Source organism: Curvibacter sp. AEP1-3, from assembly GCF_002163715.1.
Classification (GTDB): Bacteria; Pseudomonadota; Gammaproteobacteria; order Burkholderiales; family Burkholderiaceae_C; genus Allorhodoferax.
This window is the reverse complement of record NZ_CP015698.1, coordinates 2,029,746-2,051,101: the sequence shown is the minus strand read 5'-3', so window position 1 is coordinate 2,051,101 and position 21,356 is coordinate 2,029,746. Positions and strand designations below refer to the sequence as shown.

Below are 21,356 nucleotides of genomic sequence, written 5' to 3'. Positions count from 1 at the left end.
TTAGCAATTCATTTGGGGGCGGGATATGCGATGTGTGGCTTTGGTCTTAACTCTGGTTGCGCTTTTTCCTGGCTTTGTCCAGGCGCAAAGCGCACCTGCCGCAGCAGCGGCGCCTGCCGAAGTGCTGGCCAAGGATATGCGCGAGGAAATCGTGCGCATCCCCGTCACAGTCAAAGACATGTTCGGGCGTCAGGAAACCCGCAATGTGGCGATCACCATTTTTCGTCCGCCGGGTGAGGGGCCTTTTCCCTTGCTGGTTTTCAACCACGGCCGTGCGGTTACTGCCAAGCGAGCGCAGCAAGGCCGTAACCGGCCGGACGTAGCGGCCCGCTATTTCACCGCCAAGGGCTTTGTGGTGCTGGCGCCCACGCGGATCGGTTACTGGGAGACCTATGGCGACTTTGACCCCGAAACCACCGGGTCCACGTGCAGTGGCATGCAGGTGGAAGGAATGTCCATGGCGGCCTCCGATCAAGTGCTCGCCACCGTGGAGTTCGCCAAAACCTTGCCTTATATCGACGCCAGCCGTTGGGTGGTTGCCGGGCAATCAGTAGGTGGTTTGACCACAGTGTCCACTGTCGGGCGAGCCCCCGCCGGACTGATCGCCGGAATCAACTTTGCCGGCGGAACCGGCGGTGACCCGGACAACAAGCCGGGTAACCCGTGCCGTCCGCAAGCCATAGAAAGCTACTGGGGCAGCCTTGCCAAGCAGGCCAAGGTGCCCATGCTGTGGATGTACTGGCAGAACGACAAGTTCTGGGGCCCGGATGTTCCCAAGACGTGGCACAAGGCCTGGTTGGCGGGCGGCGGCAAAGCGGACTATGTGGCTTTCGGCCCCTCCGGGGAAGATGGCCACAACGGCCTGAATGCCGACATGGACCATTGGTTGCCCGTTACTGATGAATTCTTGTCCCGCCTCGGGTTTACCAAGCCGGGCATCGTGAGTCGACCGCCCGCTAGCGGGTTTGCAGATATCAATGATGTGGCCAAGGTGCCGGTCAATGCCGCCAGTCAAGCGAACTACCAGCGCTTCCTGGGCTTGGCCTTGCCGCGCGCATTTGCAGTCAGCGACCGCGGTGGCTGGGGCTCATCGACCGGTGACTACGCCGTGGGGCGAGCCATCGGCAATTGCCAACGTTTCGGAGCCAGTTGCAAGCTCTACGCCGTGGACAACGATGTAGTCTGGACCGGCAAGTAAGGGCGCCGGGCGCGTTCCATTTTTCAAAGAAATCCTATGTTCACCAAAATCCTCATCGCCAATCGTGGAGACCAGCCGCACAGGGGCGCAGTGGCGCAGCCAAATTGCTTGATGCACGCAGTGCATGCAGGCGATTTATCCGCGATGGAGGTACAGCATGTTTCATAAGATTCTTATTGCCAATCGCGGAGAAATTGCCTGCCGCGTCGCCGCCACCGCTGCGCGACTAGCTATTAAAACTGTAGCGGTGTATTCCGATGCGGATGCGAACGCCAAGCATGTGGCTGCGTGTGATGAGGCGGTGCACATCGGTGGCAGCGCACCGAAAGACAGTTACCTGCGCTGGGAGCGCATCATCGAAGCGGCCCAGGCTACGGGCGCGCAGGCCATTCACCCCGGCTATGGGTTTCTGAGCGAGAACGAGGAATTCGCCAACGCTTGCGCTGCCGCGGGTCTGGTGTTCATCGGGCCCCCTGCCAGCGCCATCCAGGCCATGGGCCTGAAGGCCGAATCCAAACAATTGATGGAAAAGGCCGGTGTGCCACTGGTGCCGGGCTACCACGGCAAGGACCAGGACGCCACGCTCCTGCAGCGCGAGGCAGACCGCATCGGTTACCCCGTGCTCATCAAAGCCAGCGCAGGCGGTGGTGGCAAGGGCATGCGCGCGGTGGACCGGTCAGAAGACTTTGCCGACGCGCTGGCATCGTGCAAGCGCGAGGCCATCAACAGCTTTGGCGATGACGCAGTGCTGATTGAGAAATATGTGCAGCGGCCGCGCCATATCGAGATTCAGGTGTTCGGCGACACCCAGGACAACTATGTCTACCTGTTCGAGCGCGACTGCTCGGTGCAGCGTCGCCACCAAAAGGTGCTGGAAGAGGCCCCCGCGCCGGGCATGACGCCCGCATTGCGTGCCCAGATGGGCCAAGCCGCCGTGGAAGCCGCCCGTGCCGTGAACTATGTGGGTGCGGGCACGGTGGAGTTCATCGTGGAGCAGCCCGGCGGCTACGAGCACCCCGAGGCGATGAAGTTCTACTTCATGGAGATGAACACCCGCCTGCAGGTGGAGCATCCGGTCACCGAGGCCATCACCGGCCTGGACCTGGTCGAGTGGCAACTGCGCGTGGCCAGCGGCGAGCCGCTGCCTTTGCGCCAAGACGAGTTGCAGATCCACGGCCACGCCATCGAGGCCCGCATTTGCGCCGAGAACCCCGACAACAACTTCCTTCCTGCCACTGGGTCATTGCAAGTCTATGGTTTGCCGCCCCATGCGAGCTTCACGCGTGCAGAGCGCGGCGTGCGGGTGGACTCCGGTGTGCGCGAGGGCGATGCCATCAGCCCGTTTTATGACTCCATGGTGGCCAAGCTGATCGTGCATGGCGCCAATCGCGCCGAGGCGCTGGCCCGCTTGGACGCAGCCTTGGCGCAGACCCACATCGTGGGTCTGGCGACCAATGTGCAGTTTCTGCGCCACGTGACCACTAGCGCCTCGTTTGCAGCCGCCCAACTGGATACGGCGCTGATTCCGCGCGAAGCAGGCGCCTTGTTCCATCAAGACAAAGTGGGTCTGCCCATGGCCGCGGCTGCCTTGATTGCCCACACCTTGCAGACGGGGGAACATCAGGCCGCTCAAGCCGATGCGCGTGGCTGGCAAGACCCTTGGGCGCAGCGCGATGGCTGGAAGTCCCATGGTGCCCAAGTGCGCAGCTTTGCCCTCGAATACGCAGGCGAGCCCCACACCGCTTTGTTGCGCACGTTGCGCGGTGGCACGCTGGAGCTGACGGTGGACGGACAGACGTATCCGCTGCATTGGTCGGCACAAGGCGAAGCCTTGGATGTGCGCTTCGGCGAGCAGCGCAGCTTGTTGCATGTGTATGGAAATGGACCTGTGGCGCACGTATTTACTGCGCGAGGTGCTACACAAATCATAGCAATTGATGCCCTGGCCCATGCCGGCGACGCCCAGTCTGAAGGCGGCCGCCTGACCGCGCCCATGCCCGGCAAAGTGGTGTCGTTTGCGGTGAAGGCGGGCGATGCCGTCAAGAAAGGTCAGGCCCTCGCCGTGATGGAGGCCATGAAGATGGAGCACACCATTGCCGCGCCGGCCGACGGCACCGTGGGCGAACTGCTTTTCGCGCCGGGCGACCAGGTAACCGAGGGCAGCGAACTTCTGCGCATGGCTGTCTCCGCTTGAAGGAAGGCAGCCCGCGCTGCGGTGAAAATGCGGATATGAGTTCTTTGCGCATTACCTACTATTCGGCCGATTTCGACGAGGCCACCTGGATCCCCGGCCTACAAGCTGCCATTCCCGGCGCCGAGGTCAGCCTCTGGCAACCCGGCGCACCGGCGGCGGACTACGCGGTGGTGTGGAAACCCCCGCAGCAGATGCTGGACGAGCAACGGGGTTTGAAGGCCATCTTCAACACCGGTGCCGGTGTAGACGCCTTGATGAAGCTGAACCTGCCGGCCGGTGTGCCCGTCATCCGCTTGGACGATGCCGGCATGTCGGTGCAAATGGCGGAGTATGTGTGCCACGCTGTGATCCGCCACTTCCGTGAGTTCGATGGCTACGAGGCCGACATGGCCAACGGCAAGTGGTCCTTCCGCAAGCCGCGCAGCCGGGTGGACTACCCTGTGGGCGTGCTGGGGCTTGGGGTCTTGGGCGAGCGCGTGGCCAAAGCCGTGGCGCAGTTCGATTTTCCGGTGAATGGCTGGAGCCGTTCACCCAAAAATCTGGATGGCGTGCAGTGCTTCCATGGGGAAGCGCAGCTGAAGGACTTTCTGGCGGCCAGTCGCATCGTGGTGTGCCTGCTGCCTCTGACGCCCGAGACTGAAAGCATTCTCAATGCCCGCACACTGGCCCATATCCGCCCCGGTGGTTATGTGATCAACGTAGCCCGTGGTGCCCATGTGGTGGATGCTGATTTGCTCGCCGCCATCGATAGTGGCCATCTTGCAGGTGCCACGCTGGACGTATTTCGTGTGGAGCCGCTACCCAAAGGCCATGCGTTCTGGGCGCACCCCAAGATCACGGTCACACCGCACACCTCGGCGCGCACCCTGCGTTCGGAAAGCATTGCCCAGATCGCCCGCAAGATTGCAGCGCTGCAAAGCGGGCAGTCGGTGGCAGGGTTGGTGGATGCTGGGCGGGGCTACTGAGCGGCATGTCGGAGGTCGACGCCTTCACCGCTTTGGCGCGCGCCCGCACTTCGGTGCGCGGCTTTACGGGCCAGCCGGTGCCTGATTCCCTGTTGCACGATGTGCTCATCAATGCGCGTTTGGCGCCCAGTGGTGCCAACCTGCAGCCGGGCAGTTTCATTCAGGTGCGTGGCGCGGTGCGCGAGGCCTTGTCGCAGGCCATGTCTGGTGCTTACCGCGAAGGCAGCGCCGAGGCCGAGGACTACAGCTACTTCCCCGACCCCATGCCCGGACATTTGCGCCGCCGGCAGGTGGCCGCGGCCCGTGCGCTCTACGACAGCATAGGCATTGCCCGCGAGGACCGCGCCGGGCGCGACCAGCAGTTTGAGCGCAACTTCCGTTTCTTTGATGCGCCGGTGGCGTTGGTCGTGACCATCGAGCGGGGCTTGGGCAGCGGCAGCTTCATGGATTTGGGCATGGCGCTGTACGGCCTGTTGTTGGCGGCGCAGTCCCGTGGGCTGGCTAGCTGTGCCATTGGCGCGCTGGCATCGTACCCCGGTCTGGTGCGCGAGCACTTGGGACTGGGGCCGGAGAGCCACATCGTGTGTGGCGTGGCCCTAGGGTACGCTGATGAGGCGGCTCCGGTCAACCGTACGCGGACCAGCCGCATTGACGTGGACAGCTTTTACAAAGTGGTCGGCTAAGCCGTTTCGCCTAGCCACTCTACTAACGTAGCGGCGCCAATGCCGCCTGCGCCAGCCACCGCCGCCAAGCCCAACGCACCCGGTCGGCCCAAACGCTGCAAATCCGCCAACACGCGCACCAAGGCAATTGCGCCTGACGCGCCAATAGGGTGGCCCCGCGCGATGCCTCCGCCCAGCCGGTTGATGGAGTCCGGGCGCAGCCCCAAGGCCGAGCAATACGAGATACCTTGCACGGCAAATGCATCGTGCAGTTCGATCACCTCGCAGTCACTGGCGTTTTGCAGGGTCGCACGTTGCAGCACCGCCCGCGTGGCCGCTTCGGCTGCCAAGAGCGGCATGGCGGGGTCCTGACCCACAGACGCGCTGGCGCGCAATTGGGCAGCAGGCCGTACGCCATGTTTGCGGGCAGCGGCTTCCGTCATCAGCAGCACCATGGCCGCACCATCGGCGCGGGTGGAAATGGCCAGGGTGCTGACGGCGCAGTCCATGGGGGCGGTGCCTGCATCTGTCTGAGCGCCCACTGCTTGCACCGGCAGCCGGGCAGCCGCAGCAGGACGTATGGCCCGCGGGTAGGCATCCGATTGCAGTCCACCCACGGTAACAATCTCACCTGCTAGCAGCTCGCGGCGCGCCAAAGCCCGCTCGTGGCTGTGCAAGGCGTAGGCGTCTTGCTGGGCCCGGCTGATGTGGTGGGTCGCTGCAAAGTCCGCAGCCGCTTGCAGCAAGTCGGGGTCGCGCGCCGGTTCGGGGGCAAAAGCGGGACGCTCGTAGGATGTGGCGGGTTCGCCGGCCACCAGGGGGCGATGCTGCCTTATGGGCGCGCGGCTCCAGGCCTCGACGCCCCCTGCCACCACGACCTCGGCTTGGCCGCTGGCGAGCAGCCCGGCGGCAACAGCCACGGCATCCAGCCCGGCGCAGCATTGGGTGTCAACAGAAAACGCAGCGCAGCGGTCAAGTAGTCCGGCAGCCAGTGCCACCATGCGTGCCGGGTTGCCGCCTGCGCCTAGGGCGTTGCCCATGACGACTGCGTCCACCGCACTGGCCGGTATGCCAGCGCGCTCCAGCAGCGCTTGCAGCACTGGGGCGCCGATCTCATGGGCATGCAAATGACGGAACGCGCCTCCGTGCGGCGCGACCGCGCTGCGGGCCCACGCAGCGATCAACGCAGCGGTGTCAGGCATGGCGCGGCCTCGTGCAGGTGAGAGGGCAGGTTGCGGCTCAGTGTCGGGTGGTCCGTCTTGCCGCTGGCCGTGAAGGCCCAATCAGCGTGCACCCAAAGTTGGCGAGGTACCTTGAAGGCTTCGAGCCGGCTGCGACACCAGCTTTGCAGCGCATGCAGGTCGGCTCGTTCACTGCCCGTTGCCCACTGGATGATCGCCACGATCTGCACACCGCGCTGGGCATCCGGCAGCCCATGCACCGATGCGCGGGCCACGGCGGGGTGGGCTTCCAGCACGGCTTCCAGTTCTTCAGGGAACAGTTTTTTGGCCATGGTGACCAGCATGCGGCTTTCGCGTCCGGCCACCCACAAGCGGCCTTGCGCGTCTAGGTGCCCCAGGTCGCGCACGCAGACCCAGTCGCCATCGCGCAGGGCGGCGGTGTGGTCGTGAGACGCGCCTACGTAATCCATAAAGACCATCGGGCTGCGCACGTAAATCAGACCGTCCGGGCTGTCCGGCGTGGCGCCACGCACATCCAGCTCCACGTTATCAAACGGTCGACCTACGATGGGGTCGGGCAGGTCGGGGTGGGACTCGGTCCAGGCGATAAAGCTGGTCTCGGAGGCACCATAAAACTCGATGATGCGCGCCTCCGGAAACAAAGCTTGCAAATCCGGAGTGCGGCTGCGCGTCCAGCGCGCGCCGCTGATCAAAATGAGCCGCACGCCACGCACGGGAGGCAGTTGCCGGTGGGCGGCCAACTCCAGCATCAGCAGCAACTGGCTGGGCACCGCCACCAGGCAAGGTGTTTGCCCCGTGGTCAAAGTGGCCAGCGCTGCAGAAGCCGAAAACTGCTCTTGCACCACCACGCCTGCGCCCGTCCACAAGCCCAGCAACATGCCGAAGAGAAACAGCGAATGTGAATCCCGACCCGGTGCGAGTATGCGGGTGGAGGCAGCGTCGCCAAAGGTGCTCAGGCACAGCGCGAAGCTTTCCGTCCAGGAACGGTGATGACGCCGGAAGCCTTTGGGCAGGCCGGTGCTGCCGGAGGTGAAGCCGGTGTAGAACGGACTCAGCGGGATAGGTGCGGCACTGTCGCAGGGCGTATCAGGCAGATTGGCACGCACGGCAGTCAGCACTACCTCGGGCCAGGCCGGGTCGCTCACGGCAGCACAACGGCCGCTGGCGATGGTGCCCAAGAAAGCGGTCAAGCGTTGCAGCAGCGGCAGGCCGCTGTCTTGCAACACAGTGGCTGGTGCGCATGAGCGAGACAAAGCCTCCGCATGGGCTTGTACTTGCTGAGCCAACTCCGCGAAAGTGATGTTTCCGGCTTCGCTCTGGATGGCGAGTGCCGTTCCCCGGTCCCGGGCCCAGCGGGACAGCCGGCTGTGCACCAACTCCGGGGTCTCAGGCATCAGGCGCCTTGTTTGCCGAATTTCCAGTCGGGCAAGCCGCGGGCCACGGTGTGGCACACCACGGCGGTGAGCACGCACTTGATCAGGTCACCGGGCACGAACGCGCTGGTGGCGATCAAAGCTTGGGTGAAGTCCATGCCGGCGATTTTCATCAGGCCGACCACGCCGCTCGCGTGGATGACCAAGAGGCCGCCGATGGCCGAGGCCACAAAGGCACTCAAGGCAACACGGCGTGGCGAGCTGGCGGGCAGCGTGCGCATCACCAGTCCTGCGACGAAGGCCCCCAAGGGCCAAGCCAACAGGTAGCCCGCAGCAGGAGTCGTGAAAACGCCAAAGCCGCCACGGCCGCCGGAGAGCAAGGGCAGGCCAATGGCCACGGCCACCAGGAACAACACCAGTGCCCGTAACGCGAGGCGGGGGCCCAACAGGCAGCCGGCGAGCATGACGCCCAAGGTTTGCAAGGTGATGGGCACGCCAAAGGGCAAGTCGATTTTGGGGATCAAGCCCAGTACCGCCATGAGGGCGGCAAACAGGGCAACGAGAGCGATGGAATGGTTACGTTGCATGGGGTCTATTGTCGTGCTTTTGGGCTCGGCGGTTCGCCCAAGCGAACATCGAGCGTGTCGGCCACCCGGCGCGCGGTTTGCAGCATCTGGATGGTCAGTGGCGCCAGCAGTCGCAGGCCACCACCCTTGCCGGTGCGCAACCGGTGCGAATCGTCGAGGCGCGTCCACACCGCAAAAAAGTGTTCGATAAAGCGCAGCATCAGTGCCAGCTGCAGGGCAAACCGGTCTGCCCGTATGCCGAAGCGTTGCAGGGGCGTCAGCAGGCGTTCCAGCACGTCTTGCAGTTCGCCGCTGCGGGTGGTCAGGGTCAGGGCGATGCTAAGCAGCGAGGCCCCTGCCATGCGCAGCACACTCACTACGCCCACCATGGGTTGCCCCAAAACAGCATGGAATACCAGCACCAATGTGGCGGCGATGAGTAGCGCCCGCAGCAATCTCTGCCCCTGGGCCATGGCTTTACCCAGCGAGAGGTACAGACACAGGCAAAGTGCGCACGCCAAACCCAGCAATCCGGGCGACTGGATCCAGAAAATGCCCGTGCTCAAGACCACCAGCAGGCCCAGCTTCCAACCGGCGGGCACGGCGTGCAGCCAAGTGCGGTGTTCGCTGTAAAGGCTGCCCATGATTCAGCGCGTCACGGCAGTGCGGGCGGCAATCCGGGCGGCGACATCCGCGCGGTATTGCGCGCACACCGTCTCAGCATCGCCGTCGGCACGCACCCGGCCAGAGTCCAGCCAGATGACGCGATCAAAGTTGCGCAAATGCTCCAGCACGTGGGTGGAGACGATGATCTGCTGTGATGCCCGCGCCATGTCGTCGTGCAGCAAGGCCTGGCCCGGCAGGTCCAGGCTGGCAAAGGGTTCGTCCAGCAGGATCAATGCGGGTTGGCACAGCAGGATCGCCAGCCAGCAGACATGCTGGCGCTGCCCCTGGCTCAGGCTGCTGATGGCACGTTCGGCCCAGGCTTCCAGTCCGCGGGTGGCAAGGAAAGCGCGGGCTCGGGTGATGGCGTCGCGCCGCGGCAAGCCGGTGGCCGTCAGACCCAGCGCCAGCTCTTCTTGCACCGTGGGAAAGACGATCTGGTCGTCCGGGTTCTGGAACATCATGCCCACGAGGTTGGGACGCTGGGCGTTGATGCGGAATGCTTGCAAACCCTGCACGGTGACGCTGCCACTTTGCGGCGCCTCCAGTCCGCAGGCCATGCGGAACAGGCTGCTTTTGCCGGCGCCGTTGTCGCCGATGAGCCCGATGCGGGGCTCATTCAGTTGCAGGGTCAGGCCGTTGAACACCGGGGTGATTCCCCGCGTCAGGACGGCGTTGGAGATGCTTAGCAAAACGGGCGCCTCTTAAGTGCTCCGGATGAGTGCTCCGGGAAAAGCCTGCCACTATAACAATGCCTCTACCCAGGTCCTCCGGGGTGGCTTGCGGGTTCGCGGTTTAATACGAAGCTTCGCGTTTGAAACTCTGAGTACGCCCCATGAACACTCCCTCCCGCGTAAAGATCATCGACGTCGGCCCGCGCGACGGGCTGCAAAACGAAAAGCAACCGGTGCCCGCCGCCATCAAGGTCGAGCTGGTGCACCGCTTGCAGGATGCCGGCCTCAAGGAAATTGAAGTCACCAGTTTCGTGAGCCCGAAATGGGTGCCGCAAATGGGCGATAACGCTGAGGTGATGGCGGGTGTGCAACGCCGCGATGGCGTGCGTTACTCAGTGCTCACGCCCAACATGAAGGGCTATGAAGCTGCGGTGCTGTCCCAACCCGACGAAATCGTGGTGTTTGGCGCTGCGAGCGAAGCCTTCAGCCAGAAAAACATCAACTGCTCGATCGAGGAAAGCATTGAGCGCTTCCGCCCGGTGGCCCAAGCCGCCAAAGAAGCCGGCATCGCTGTGCGCGGCGCCATCTCCTGCGCGGTGGGTTGCCCGTATGAAGGCGACATCGCTCCCGAACGTGTGGCGCTGGTAGCCAAGCTGATGCGCGACATCGGTGTGGAGCACGTGGGCGTGGCCGACACCATTGGCGTGGGTACTCCGGTCAAGGTGCAGCGCGCCTTGGAAGCCACATTGCAGTACTACACCGTGGACCAGGTTTCCGGCCATTTCCACGACACCTATGGCATGGCGCTGGCCAACACGCTGGCGTCACTGGAACTGGGTATCTTGCACTTTGATACCTCGGTGGCCGGATTGGGCGGCTGCCCCTATGCCAAGGGAGCCACCGGCAATGTGGCTACCGAAGACGTGGTTTACATGTTGCAAGGCATGGGTATAGAGACCGGCATCGACCTCGACAAGCTGATTGACGCGGGCAAATTCATCAGTGATTTTCTGGGCCGCAAGCCGCATTCGCGTGCTGCCAATGCGCTGCTTACCAAGCGTCTGGGCTAACTACAAAGTATGTGTGAAGCTGAATTGACTGAATTACCTGAAGGCGTGCAGCGCGTAGCGGCTGCATTGCAAGAAAAAAATCATCCCCATGGCCCTGTGATGTTGGATGGTGCTGCGCGCACCGCTCAGCAGGCCGCAGACGCGCTGGGCGTGGCGGTGGGCCAGATTGCCAAGAGCATCATCTTCAAGCGGGTTGCTGATGAGGCGGCTGTGCTGGTAGTGACCTCTGGTGACCGTCGTGTGGACGAAGCCAAGGTGGCCGCGCTGGTGGGGCCGCTGGCGCGTGCAAATGCAGCGTTTGTGAAGGAGCGCACCGGCTTCTCCATTGGCGGGGTGAGCCCGGTGGCGCATGCCATGCCCGGTGTCACCTTGATTGACCGCGAGCTATTCCGCTTTGAACAAGTGTGGGCCGCAGCCGGTCACCCGCACGGGGTGTTCCAGTTGCATCCGCAGGATCTGGTAGCGCTGACAGGTGCCCCTGTGGCTGATGTGGTGGAAGCACCGGATGAAGAAAACGTGCTGGATACCCTGGCGCGCGAAAATGCTATCAAAACGCTAGCTGCTCGCGCAGTATCGGTGGGCGCCATGGCCGAAAATATCCCGAGTCCCTGTGTGAATGTGTGCCGCATGGACACGGGTAGTGGCTTGTGCGAAGGGTGCTTCCGCACTATCGAAGACATTCGCGAATGGGGCCGCAGTGACGATACCGCCAAGAAGGTGATGTGGGGCCAGATCACTGAGCGTCTGCGCCAAACGCACCCGGAAGCCTTTGTTTAAGCCTACCCAACACGCGCAAGCCTGACAAACCACCCGCACCCGGAGCCCGCATGAAGCAAATCACGTTTTATCTGGATTTCATTTCTCCCTACGCTTACCTCGCGTTTGAGGAGTTGCCAGTAGCGCTTATGGGGCTGAGCTACAGCGTGCGCTACAAGCCCGTGTTTCTGGGCGGCTTGCTCAAGCACAACGCGGTGCTGGGCCCGGCTGAGGTGCCGCCCAAGCGCAACTGGATTTACCGTCATGTGCAGTGGTTGGCGCAGCGGCAAGGTGTGGAACTGGCTTTTCCCGCCATGCATCCTTTCAATCCGCTGGGTTTGCTGCGGCTGGCCATTGCCACACAGGCACAGGGCTTGCCCAATCGCTATGTGTGCGAGACCTTGTTCAAACATGTGTGGACAGGTGGTGCCGATGCGGCGGATGCCGCGCGGCTTCAGGCCGTGACCGCACAGTTGGCTCCCGGGCGCGAACCGGGTGACGACAGCGTGAAAGCGCAGCTCAAAGCCCATAGTGATGAGGCGATTGCGCAGGGTGTATTCGGCGTGCCCAGTTTCGAAGTGGACGGCAAAGTATTCTGGGGATTGGATGCCTTGCCCATGCTGCGCGCCTACCTTGAAGGCGACGCCTGGTTTGCTGACAACGACGCTGACAAACGCTGGAATGCCGTGCAAGCCATTCCCTCGGGTATACCCTCGCGCACTGCCTGATTTGCCGTTATGTGAAAAGCCCCTGCAGGGTTAAGCCCTATTTTGTCAGAGGGGCGTCAGTTTCGCGCAAGCCAGCGTTGGTTTGGCGTCAGAGCAGGGTCAGTGGGTACTCCAAGAATACGCCCAAGCCCTCATGTCGAGGGCTGAACATAATGATTGGAGAGACAACATGGCAAACGCAGCCCCACGGCCGATGTCTGCGGAAGAGAAGAAAGTTATCTTCGCTTCCTCGCTCGGCACTGTTTTCGAGTGGTACGACTTTTACCTGTACGGTTCTTTGGCAGCCATCATTGCCAAGCAGTTCTTCAGCGGTCTGGACGAAGGTTCTGCCTTCATTTTTGCGTTGTTGGCGTTTGCCGCCGGCTTCATCGTGCGTCCCTTCGGCGCGCTGGTGTTCGGCCGCTTGGGCGACATGATCGGCCGCAAGTACACCTTCCTGGTGACCATCCTGATCATGGGCTTGTCCACTTTCATCGTGGGTATCCTGCCTAACTACGCCTCTATCGGCGTGGCTGCTCCCGTTATCCTGATCGGCCTGCGTTTGCTGCAAGGCTTGGCTTTGGGCGGTGAGTACGGTGGTGCTGCTACCTACGTGGCTGAGCACGCTCCTCAGGGCAAGCGTGGTGCTTACACCGCTTGGATCCAGACTACAGCGACACTGGGCTTGTTCCTGTCCCTGATGGTGATTCTGGGTACACGTACCGCTATCGGTGAAGATGCCTTCGCGGATTGGGGCTGGCGCGTTCCGTTCCTCGTGTCCATTCTTCTCTTGGGCATTTCTGTCTACATTCGCTTGAGCATGAACGAATCCCCCGCTTTCACCAAAATGAAGGCAGAGGGCAAAACTTCCAAGGCACCTCTGTCTGAATCTTTCGGCCAGTGGAAAAACCTGAAGATCGTTATCTTGGCCCTGATCGGATTGACTGCCGGTCAAGCGGTGATCTGGTACTCCGGCCAGTTCTATGCCTTGTTCTTCCTGACCCAGGCGCTGAAGGTGGACGGTCCTACCGCCAACATCATGGTGGCGATCTCCCTGATCATCGGCACACCGTTCTTCATTGTGTTCGGTTCTTTGTCTGACAAGATCGGCCGCAAGCCCATCATCCTGGCTGGCTGCTTGTTGGGTGCCCTGACGTACTTCCCCGTGTTTGAAGCGCTGACCAAAGCAGCTAACCCTGATTTGTACGCCGCACAACAGACCGCGAAGGTGACTGTGACTGCTGACCCCGCAGAGTGCTCGTTCCAGTTCAACCCCACTGGTACCAAGAAGTTCACTTCCAGCTGCGACATTGCCAAGCAGCGTCTGGCCGGTGCTTCCGTGTCTTATGAGAACGTGGCGGCTCCTGCCGGTACACCCGCTGTCATCAAGGTCGGCGAGACTGTGGTGAACGTGAAGTACAGCCCTGAAGACGTTGCTGCGGCCAAAGCCAAAGCCGAAGCCAAGCTGGCTGAGCTGTCTGCTGCCAACCCCGTGGACGAAAAAGCCGTGGCTGCTGCCAAGAAGTCTGTGGCTGACCTGAGCAACGAGAAGACCGCCGCCGGTACCCTGTTGGGCTCCAACCTGGGCGCTGCTTTGAAGGCTGCCGGCTACCCCGCCAAGGCTGACATGGCCAAGTTCGACAAGGTCAAGGTTGTGGTGATCCTCACCTACCTGGTGTTGTTGGTGACCATGGTGTACGGCCCTATTGCCGCCATGTTGGTGGAAATGTTCCCGACCCGCATCCGTTACACCTCCATGAGCTTGCCCTACCACATCGGTAACGGCTGGTTCGGTGGCTTGCTGCCTACGACTGCCTTCGCTATCGTTGCGCAGACCGGTAACATGTATAACGGCTTGTGGTACCCCATCATCATTGCGGGTGCAACCGTGGTGATCGGTGGCTTGTTCATCAAGGAAACCAAAGACGTTGACATCTACGCCAACGACTGATTTTTGCGAGTGAAGTGAGTTAACGCCCCGGTCTCCAAGCCGGGGCAATTTTCAGGCTCTCCGCTCCGGAGAGCTTTTTTTTTGAAGGAAGTGGTATGTGGAAAATTGCTGTGGGTTTTGCGTTGTTTGCCGGCCTGGCTTTGTACATCCTTAGCAAGGGTGGAGATATTGATATGAGTGGTGAGAAGCACGGCGCTGACGCGACGCACAGTGAAGCCCCTGCTGCCACGGTCTCTGCACCTGCAGCTGCACCTGCTGCGCCTGCTGCGCCTGCTGCCAGCGAAGCCAAATAAGCGTCTCCCGGATAGGGTAAACGAGGGGGCCTGATGGCCCCTTTCGTTCGAGTGGAGCAGACCTGCAGTCCTAAAATGCCACTCATGAAATTCACAAAAACGGAAGCTGGACAAAAAGCGTTCAAAGAGCGGTCGCCCCTGTTTTCGGCCCGCCAACGCTCTGCGTTCATTCTGTTTGACGGCCAAAAGACGGCGGAACAGGTGCTGACAGCTACGGCCGGTATGGGCATGACCCAGGCCGATGTGGATTACATGGTGGAACAGGGCTTTCTGGCGCCCGGTGCCGGCCAGGTGAGCGCGCCGGCACCCGTGGCCGCTGTAGCGTCTGCAGATGCCGTAGAACTGGCTGAAGAGACAGCCAGCCCTGCACCGCCGGTGAGTGACCGCACGCCCCAGGAACGCTACAGCGACGCCAAACCCATTGCCACCAAGCTCACCGCCGGCCTTGGGTTGCGGGGATTCATGCTGAACTTGTCTGTCGAGTCCGCTGCCGGTTTCGACGACCTTCTGGCCCTTTTGCCCAAAATCCAGGACGCCGTGGGCACCAAAGCCTGCCGCGAATTGGAGCGCGCACTGAAGGGCTGAACCCCTCGCTTTCGCCGCATTGCGTGAAGCCCGGGACGGCCCGGCGCAAAATTGTCCACATAGGTACCCATCCTTGCACTGGCTGCCTAGAATGTCTCTCCCCACCGCAGAGAGCATTCACCATGACCCAGGGCACCATCCGCATTCGCGGGGCGCGACAGCACAATCTCAAGAACCTCGATCTGGACATCCGCACGGGTGAGCTGACCGTGGTCACCGGCCCCAGCGGTTCGGGAAAGTCCAGCCTGGTGTTCGACACGCTGTACGCCGAGGGTCAGCGCCGCTATGTGGAAACCTTCAGCGCCTATGCGCGCCAGTTTCTGGACCGCATGGACAAGCCCGCCGTTGACAAGGTAGAAGGTGTCCCGCCTGCGATTGCGATTGACCAGACCAATCCGGTGCGCTCCAGCCGCTCCACCGTGGGCACGATGACGGAGCTCAACGACCACCTCAAGCTCCTGTTTTCCCGCGCGGGTAGCCTGTTTGACAAAGACACCGCCTTGCCGGTGCAGCACGACACCCCCGAGACGATTTACACCACGCTGCTGCAGCGCGCCGCTGCCGAAGGTAATCCCCGCTTGGTGCTGACCTTTCCAGTAGAGCTGCCTGGCAACGCCACCCCTGACGAAGTAACCCAGTGGCTGAGCGCCAGCGGCTTCACCCGTGTGCAGGCCGAGCGGGAGGTATCTACCGTCAATGGCGTGCGCAAAGTGCTGGACGTCGTGGCGGACCGCTTCCGCATCGACGGTGTGGAAAAAGCACGCGTTCTGGAGGCTATCGAGACCTCCCTCAAGCGCGGCAGCGGGCGATTGAATGCTTATGTGCTGAAAGAGGCTCTGGCGCCCGTGGATAGTGCGCTAGTAGCTCCTGAAACCATAGCAAACGCAGCGCCTGAGATCTGGCGCTTTTCGACCGGCCTGCACTGCCCTCAGAGCGATATCCGCTATACCGACCCGATTGCGTCGATGTTCAGCTTCAATTCGGCGGTGGGCGCTTGCGACGCCTGCCGCGGCTTCGGGCGCGTGGTCGGGGTGGACTATGGGTTGGTCATCCCCAATGACAAACTCACCCTGCGCGCCGGCGCAGTCAAGCCCATGCAGACGCCGGCTTGGCAGGAATGCCAGGACGACCTGATGCGCCACGCCGAGGCCAGCGGTATCCCGCGTGATACGCCTTGGTACAAGTTGACTGCAGAACAAAAGCACTGGGTGCTCAAGGGCTCACCGAACTGGAACGGCAAGTGGAACCAGCACTGGTTCGGCGTGGACCGCTTCTTTGAATACCTGGAGACCAAGGCTTACAAGATGCACATCCGTGTGCTCTTGTCCAAGTACCGCAGTTACACGACTTGCCCGACCTGCAGTGGCTCGCGCTTGAAGACGGAGAGCCTGCTTTGGCGCATAGGCACCAAGGACCAGGCCGACATGGCGCTGGACCCGGCCAAGCGTTTCATGCCCAAGGGCGTGAAGTGGTCTCGTGAGCAACTGGAAGCGCTGCCCGGCTTGTCGCTACACGATTTGATGCTGATGCCTTTGGATCGACTCAAGCGGTTTTTTGATGCGCTGCAAAGTGATCTTGGCGTCTTTGGGGGGGCGGAGCCCGGCGTGTCGGCAGTGGCCTCATCAACTCGCTTCGCGAGTAGCAAATCGGCCCCTTCCGGCACTCCGGACTCCGCTGCGCGTTCGGAAGATGTGGCTCCGGAGAAAACTGCGCCTACCGCCTCCGAGGCCGAGCACAAAACCCTCAAGCTGCTGTTCGAAGAGGTGGGTACCCGCCTCAAATACCTGTGCGATGTGGGTATTGGCTACCTCACTCTGGACCGTCAGAGCCGCACGCTGAGTGGCGGCGAGGTGCAGCGCATCAACCTCACCACCGCGTTGGGCACCTCGCTGGTCAATACACTGTTTGTGCTGGACGAGCCCAGCATCGGCCTGCACCCGCGCGACATGAACCGCATCATCGTGGCCATGCAGCGCTTGCGCGATGCAGGCAATACGCTGGTGGTGGTGGAGCATGACCCGGCCGTAATGCTGGCTGCCGACCGCATGATCGACATGGGACCCGGTCCGGGTGAGAAGGGCGGTCAGATCGTATTTGACGGTACCACCGAGGCCCTCAAGGGGGCAAACACCATGACCGGCGCCTACCTGGGCGGTCGCAAGCAGGTGGGCATGGGCTTCAAGCGCATGGTCGCGCCGAACAACCCGCGCCTGATTCTGGAGGGCGTGACCGAGCACAACCTCAAGAATGTGTCGGTGGAAATTCCGCTGCAGCGTTTGGTCTGCGTGACAGGTGTGTCCGGTTCCGGCAAGTCCACGCTGATTCAGGATGTGCTGGCCCCCGCCTTGTTGCGTCACTTCGGCAAAGCCACCGAAACACCGGGCGCCCACACCAGCCTGCTGGGTGCGGAGCAGCTCAGCGACATTGTGTTTGTGGACCAGTCGCCCATCGGCAAAACGGCGCGATCCAACCCGGTGAGCTACGTCGGCGCGTGGGACGCGATCCGCGAGTTGTTCGCGGGCGCCGCCTTGTCGAGGGAACGCAGCTACACCGCCGCCAAATTCAGCTTCAACAGTGGCGATGGTCGTTGCCCTACCTGCGGTGGCTCGGGCTTTGAGCATGTGGAAATGCAGTTCCTGAGTGATGTGTATTTGCGTTGCCCTGACTGCGATGGCAAGCGTTACCGCCCCGAGATTCTGGAAGTGACGATTGAGCGCAAGGGCCGCCATGTGAATGTGGCTGATGTGCTGGAACTCACAGTGAGCGAAGCGGCGGACTTGTTCAGTGCGGACCGTGAGGTCATTCGCGTGCTGCAACCCATCGTGGATGTGGGCTTGGAATATGTGAAGTTGGGCCAACCGGTGCCCACGCTGTCGGGTGGTGAGGCGCAACGTCTCAAACTCGCAGGCTTTCTGGCCGAAGCGGCCAAGAGCTCCAGTGCGAGCAAGCAGTTGCTGGCGCGCAAGGGCTCGCTGTTCATGTTGGACGAGCCGACTACGGGTCTGCACTTTGAAGACATCGCCAAGCTGATGCGCGCGCTGCGCAAGTTGCTGGACGCCGGCCATTCGCTGGTGGTGATTGAGCACAACCTCGATGTGATTCGTGCGTCCGACTGGTTGATCGATCTCGGCCCCGAGGGCGGGGATGCGGGCGGGCAGGTGGTGGCGTATGGCACGCCGGAGGACCTGTTGTTGCATGCCACGTCGCACACGGGTAAGGCGTTGCGGGAATACGCGGCTGCGATGGGAGTGGTGCATGAGGTGGCGGAGTCGTCGGCTACGTTTACTTCTGTTGCTGCGGCGGACGGGCTCACGCCGGGCGCCTCATACGCTCGCGCTGCGAGCTCGAAATCGGCTTCCGGCGCAAGCCCATCCGCCTCCGGGGCGGGCGTGGTCGACACGTCGAATTCCATTCGTATCGTCAATGCAAAGGAGCACAACCTCAAGTCTTTGTCGGTGGATATTCCACGCGGCAAGTTCAGCGTGGTGACCGGTGTGTCCGGTTCCGGCAAGTCGACGCTGGCGTTTGACATCCTGTTCAACGAAGGGCAGCGGCGTTACCTCGAATCCTTGAATGCCTATGCCCGCTCCATCGTGCAACCTGCAGGTCGCCCCGAGGTGGATGCGGTATATGGCATTCCGCCCACGGTGGCGATCGAGCAGCGGCTCTCGCGCGGCGGACGCAAGTCTACGGTGGGTACGACCACCGAGGTGTGGCACTTCCTGCGCTTGTTGTACGTGAAGCTGGGCACCCAGCATTGCTTCAAAGACGGTGCGGCCGTGGAGCCGCAGTCGGCCGAGAGCATTGCCGCCCAGTTGCTCAAGAACTACCGCGGCCAGCACATTGGACTGCTGGCACCACTGGTGCAGGGGCGCAAGGGCGTGTACACCGAGTTGGCCGACTGGGCGCGTCCCAAGGGTTTCACACACCTGCGGGTGGACGGTAACTTTTTGCCCACTAGTGGCTTCCCGCGGATTGACCGTTTCAAGGAACACAACATTGAGTTGCCAGTAGCCAGCCTGGACGTGACCCCTTCCAACGAGTCTGCCCTGCGCACTGCGCTGGCCGACGCGCTAACCCATGGCAAGGGCGTGGTCTATGTGCTGAGCGACATTGGCAGCTTGCGGGAGGTGATGGCGGCCGGTGAGTCGGCTGCAGGCGTAGGCAAGGTGCAGGTGTTTTCTACCAAGCGCGCTTGCCCGGTGTGCGCGACGTCGTATGCCGAGCTGGACCCACGCTTGTTCTCGTACAACAGCAAACACGGCTGGTGCCCCGACTGCGTAGGCACCGGCGTGGCGCTCACCAAAGAGCAGCGCAAGGTGTTTGATGATTCGGTGAAAGACGACGACAACAAAGGCCGTGAGCAGACCTTTGCCGAGGCCGACATTGAAGACCTGCACGACAAGGCCTGTCCCACCTGCAGTGGCACGCGCTTGAATGCCACGGCGCGCAACGTGAAGTTTGCGGGTGTGGGCATTACCGACATTGCACGCCTCTCCGTGACTGATGTGCGCCAGTGGGTGCAGACCCTGCAAGTGGCCGGCGGCATGACGACCCGCGAGGGCGACATCGCCCGCGATCTGGTGCCCGAAATTCGCAGTCGCCTGGAGTTTCTGGAAGAAGTGGGTCTGGGCTACCTCACGCTGGACCGGGGGGCGCCGACCCTCAGTGGTGGCGAGGCGCAGCGTATCCGCCTGGCGGCGCAGTTGGGCAGCAACCTGCAAGGCGTGTGCTACGTACTCGACGAGCCGACCATCGGTCTGCATGCCCGCGATAACAAGATTCTGCTAGGCGCCTTGCAGAGCTTGAGTGACAAGGGCAACACGCTGGTCGTGGTGGAACACGACGAAGACACCATCCGCCATGCGGACCACATCATCGACATTGGGCCAAGTGCCGGCAAACGCGGTGGGCGCTTGGTGGCGCAGGGGTCGATTGCCGATGTGCAGAACGCTCCTGAGTCTCAGACCGGGCGGTATCTCTTACATGCCATGAAGCATCCCTTGGCTGTGCGGCGAGGAATGGTTTCGTTTAGTGAGACATTGGCGCTGGACGCGGCGGAGGCGCTTACGCCGGGTGCCTCATACGCTCGCGATGCGAGCTCGAAATCGGCTTCCGGCGTAAGCACCTCCACCGCGGGTGCCGGTAAGCCTGCGAAAAAGCTCAGTGCCAAAGCACAGAAAGCAGCAGTGGAGGCGGCGCGCATCCTCGACAGCGCAGCCGCCAATACGGAGCTAGCAGAACGCACCAAAGTTGCTGCCGAATACGCCGCGTTAGCCGACCGCCGCACTGCCCAGATGTCCGTCGCAGCAGCGGGTAGCCCCGGGGTGGGTGACGATTTGGAGCTCGCAAAGCGAGTGGTTGAGGAGCCCGGTGCCGGGCTACCCATGGCGGGTTCAGCAACTACAGCCGCAACGTACAAACCAAAAATCGACTGGCTCACCGTCCACAACGCCACCATGCACAACCTGCAAGGCGTGACCGCCCATGTCCCGCTTAAACGCCTGGTGGCGATCACCGGCGTTAGCGGTTCCGGCAAATCCACCCTGGCGCGTGACGTGTTGCTGGCCAACGTGCAAACCGCCGTGCAAAAGCGCAGCACCAAAGCCGGTCGCGATGCCTTGGAGGCCGGTGAAAAAATCGACTGGCTCGGCTGCGAAGGCGTGACCGGCTATGAGTCCATAGACCGCGTGCTCGAAGTGGACCAAACGCCCATCGGCAAAACACCACGCTCCTGCCCGGCCACCTATATCGGCTTCTGGGACACCATCCGCAAACTGTTTGCCGACACGCTGGAAGCCAAGGCGCGCGGCTATGCGGCCAACCGCTTCAGCTTCAACACCGGCGAAGGTCGCTGCCCGAGCTGCGAAGGGCAGGGCATGCGCACCATCGGCATGAGCTTCCTGCCGGATGTCAAAGTGGTGTGCGAAACCTGCAAGGGTGCGCGCTTCAACCCAGAAACGCTGGCAGTCACCTGGCGCGGCAAAAACATCGGCGACGTGCTGCAGATGGAAGTCGATGAAGCGGTCGATTTCTTCGCGGCCATGCCAGTCATTGCCCACCCTCTGCAGCTGCTCAAAGACGTGGGCCTGGGCTACCTCACGCTGGGACAGCCGTCACCCACATTGAGTGGCGGCGAGGCACAGCGCATCAAGCTGGTCACCGAACTCAGCAAGGTGCGCGACGACGTGGGCAAGCGCGGCAACAAGGTGCCGCACACGCTCTACGTGCTGGACGAACCTACCGTGGGCCTGCACATGGCCGATGTGGAAAAGCTCATCCATGTACTGCACCGCTTGGTCAACGGCGGCCACAGCGTGGTGGTCATTGAGCACGACCTCGATGTGATCGCCGAAGCCGACTGGGTGCTGGACCTTGGCCCAGAAGGTGGCAACGGCGGTGGCCGCGTGGTGGCGGCCACTACGCCGGAAGACGTGGTCAAGTTAGGTACCCACACGGGCGTGGCGCTGGCGGGGGTATTGTCGCGGGTTTGAGGC

Annotated in this window: 16 protein-coding genes; 11 read left to right on the top strand and 5 right to left on the bottom strand. The window is 62.3% G+C overall.

Translation table 11 applies throughout. The annotated features are described in order from the left end of the window. The first annotated feature begins 34 nt into the window (after window positions 1–34). From AEP_RS09500 to AEP_RS09485, 4 genes are all read left to right on the top strand, one after another. Entirely contained in the window at window positions 35–1,198 is a 1,164-nt protein-coding gene (locus tag AEP_RS09500; RefSeq protein WP_232459971.1) for an alpha/beta hydrolase family protein, read from the top strand. 157 nt (window positions 1,199–1,355) lie between these two features. Next, entirely contained in the window at window positions 1,356–3,392 is a 2,037-nt protein-coding gene (locus tag AEP_RS09495) for an acetyl-CoA carboxylase biotin carboxylase subunit (protein WP_087495161.1), read from the top strand. Window positions 3,393–3,427: 35 nt separating this feature from the next. Then, complete coding sequence (locus AEP_RS09490) at window positions 3,428–4,357, top strand: 2-hydroxyacid dehydrogenase (protein WP_087495160.1); 930 nt, start codon at window positions 3,428–3,430, stop codon at window positions 4,355–4,357. Between the two features lie 5 nt (window positions 4,358–4,362). Continuing rightward, the gene (locus AEP_RS09485) at window positions 4,363–5,040 is read left to right on the top strand and encodes a nitroreductase (protein ID WP_087495159.1); all 678 of its coding nucleotides are present in this window, start codon (window positions 4,363–4,365) and stop codon (window positions 5,038–5,040) included. Here AEP_RS09485 and AEP_RS09480 read toward each other — a convergent pair. From AEP_RS09480 to AEP_RS09460, 5 genes are read right to left on the bottom strand one after another with little or no spacing between them, the layout of a single operon-like run. Continuing rightward, window positions 5,037–6,221: a thiolase family protein gene (locus tag AEP_RS09480; protein ID WP_087495158.1), complete on the bottom strand. Its 1,185-nt coding sequence runs from the start codon at window positions 6,219–6,221 to the stop codon at window positions 5,037–5,039. The two genes, AEP_RS09485 and AEP_RS09480, sit on opposite strands and share 4 nt — an antisense overlap. Further along, window positions 6,200–7,615 carry an AMP-binding protein gene (locus AEP_RS09475; RefSeq protein ID WP_087495157.1) on the bottom strand — a complete coding sequence of 472 codons (1,416 nt, stop codon included), beginning with the start codon at window positions 7,613–7,615 and terminating at the stop codon, window positions 6,200–6,202. The genes AEP_RS09480 and AEP_RS09475 overlap by 22 nt, the downstream gene beginning before the upstream one ends. Beyond that, window positions 7,615–8,181, bottom strand: coding sequence for a biotin transporter BioY (locus AEP_RS09470; protein WP_087495156.1), 567 nt, complete (start codon window positions 8,179–8,181; stop codon window positions 7,615–7,617). Before AEP_RS09470 ends, AEP_RS09475 begins: the two co-directional genes overlap by 1 nt. A gap of 5 nt (window positions 8,182–8,186) precedes the next feature. Further along, window positions 8,187–8,804, bottom strand: coding sequence for an energy-coupling factor transporter transmembrane component T family protein (locus AEP_RS09465; protein ID WP_087495155.1), 618 nt, complete (start codon window positions 8,802–8,804; stop codon window positions 8,187–8,189). Between the two features lie 3 nt (window positions 8,805–8,807). Then, complete coding sequence (locus AEP_RS09460; protein ID WP_087495154.1) at window positions 8,808–9,515, bottom strand: energy-coupling factor ABC transporter ATP-binding protein; 708 nt, start codon at window positions 9,513–9,515, stop codon at window positions 8,808–8,810. A 143-nt stretch (window positions 9,516–9,658) separates the two neighbouring features. Here AEP_RS09460 and AEP_RS09455 point away from each other — a divergent pair, with 143 nt between their 5' ends. The 7 genes from AEP_RS09455 to uvrA all read left to right on the top strand — a co-directional run bounded on the left by AEP_RS09455 (window position 9,659) and on the right by uvrA (window position 21,353). After that, a complete protein-coding gene (locus AEP_RS09455) occupies window positions 9,659–10,567 on the top strand; it encodes a hydroxymethylglutaryl-CoA lyase (protein WP_087495153.1) in 909 nt (302 codons plus the stop codon). 24 nt (window positions 10,568–10,591) lie between these two features. Further along, a complete protein-coding gene (locus tag AEP_RS09450; RefSeq protein ID WP_232459970.1) occupies window positions 10,592–11,344 on the top strand; it encodes a YbaK/EbsC family protein in 753 nt (250 codons plus the stop codon). A gap of 50 nt (window positions 11,345–11,394) precedes the next feature. After that, a complete protein-coding gene (locus AEP_RS09445) occupies window positions 11,395–12,051 on the top strand; it encodes a 2-hydroxychromene-2-carboxylate isomerase (RefSeq protein WP_087495151.1) in 657 nt (218 codons plus the stop codon). A 193-nt stretch (window positions 12,052–12,244) separates the two neighbouring features. Then, the gene (locus AEP_RS09440) at window positions 12,245–13,981 is read left to right on the top strand and encodes an MFS transporter (protein WP_442873366.1); all 1,737 of its coding nucleotides are present in this window, start codon (window positions 12,245–12,247) and stop codon (window positions 13,979–13,981) included. Window positions 13,982–14,076: 95 nt separating this feature from the next. Then, on the top strand, window positions 14,077–14,274 hold the full coding sequence (locus AEP_RS09435; protein WP_087495149.1) for a hypothetical protein: 198 nt from the start codon (window positions 14,077–14,079) through the stop codon (window positions 14,272–14,274). Window positions 14,275–14,358: 84 nt separating this feature from the next. Next, window positions 14,359–14,859: a hypothetical protein gene (locus AEP_RS09430; protein ID WP_087495148.1), complete on the top strand. Its 501-nt coding sequence runs from the start codon at window positions 14,359–14,361 to the stop codon at window positions 14,857–14,859. Between the two features lie 122 nt (window positions 14,860–14,981). Further along, window positions 14,982–21,353: an excinuclease ABC subunit UvrA gene (gene uvrA, locus AEP_RS09425; protein ID WP_087495147.1), complete on the top strand. Its 6,372-nt coding sequence runs from the start codon at window positions 14,982–14,984 to the stop codon at window positions 21,351–21,353. Window positions 21,354–21,356: the final 3 nt, after the last annotated feature.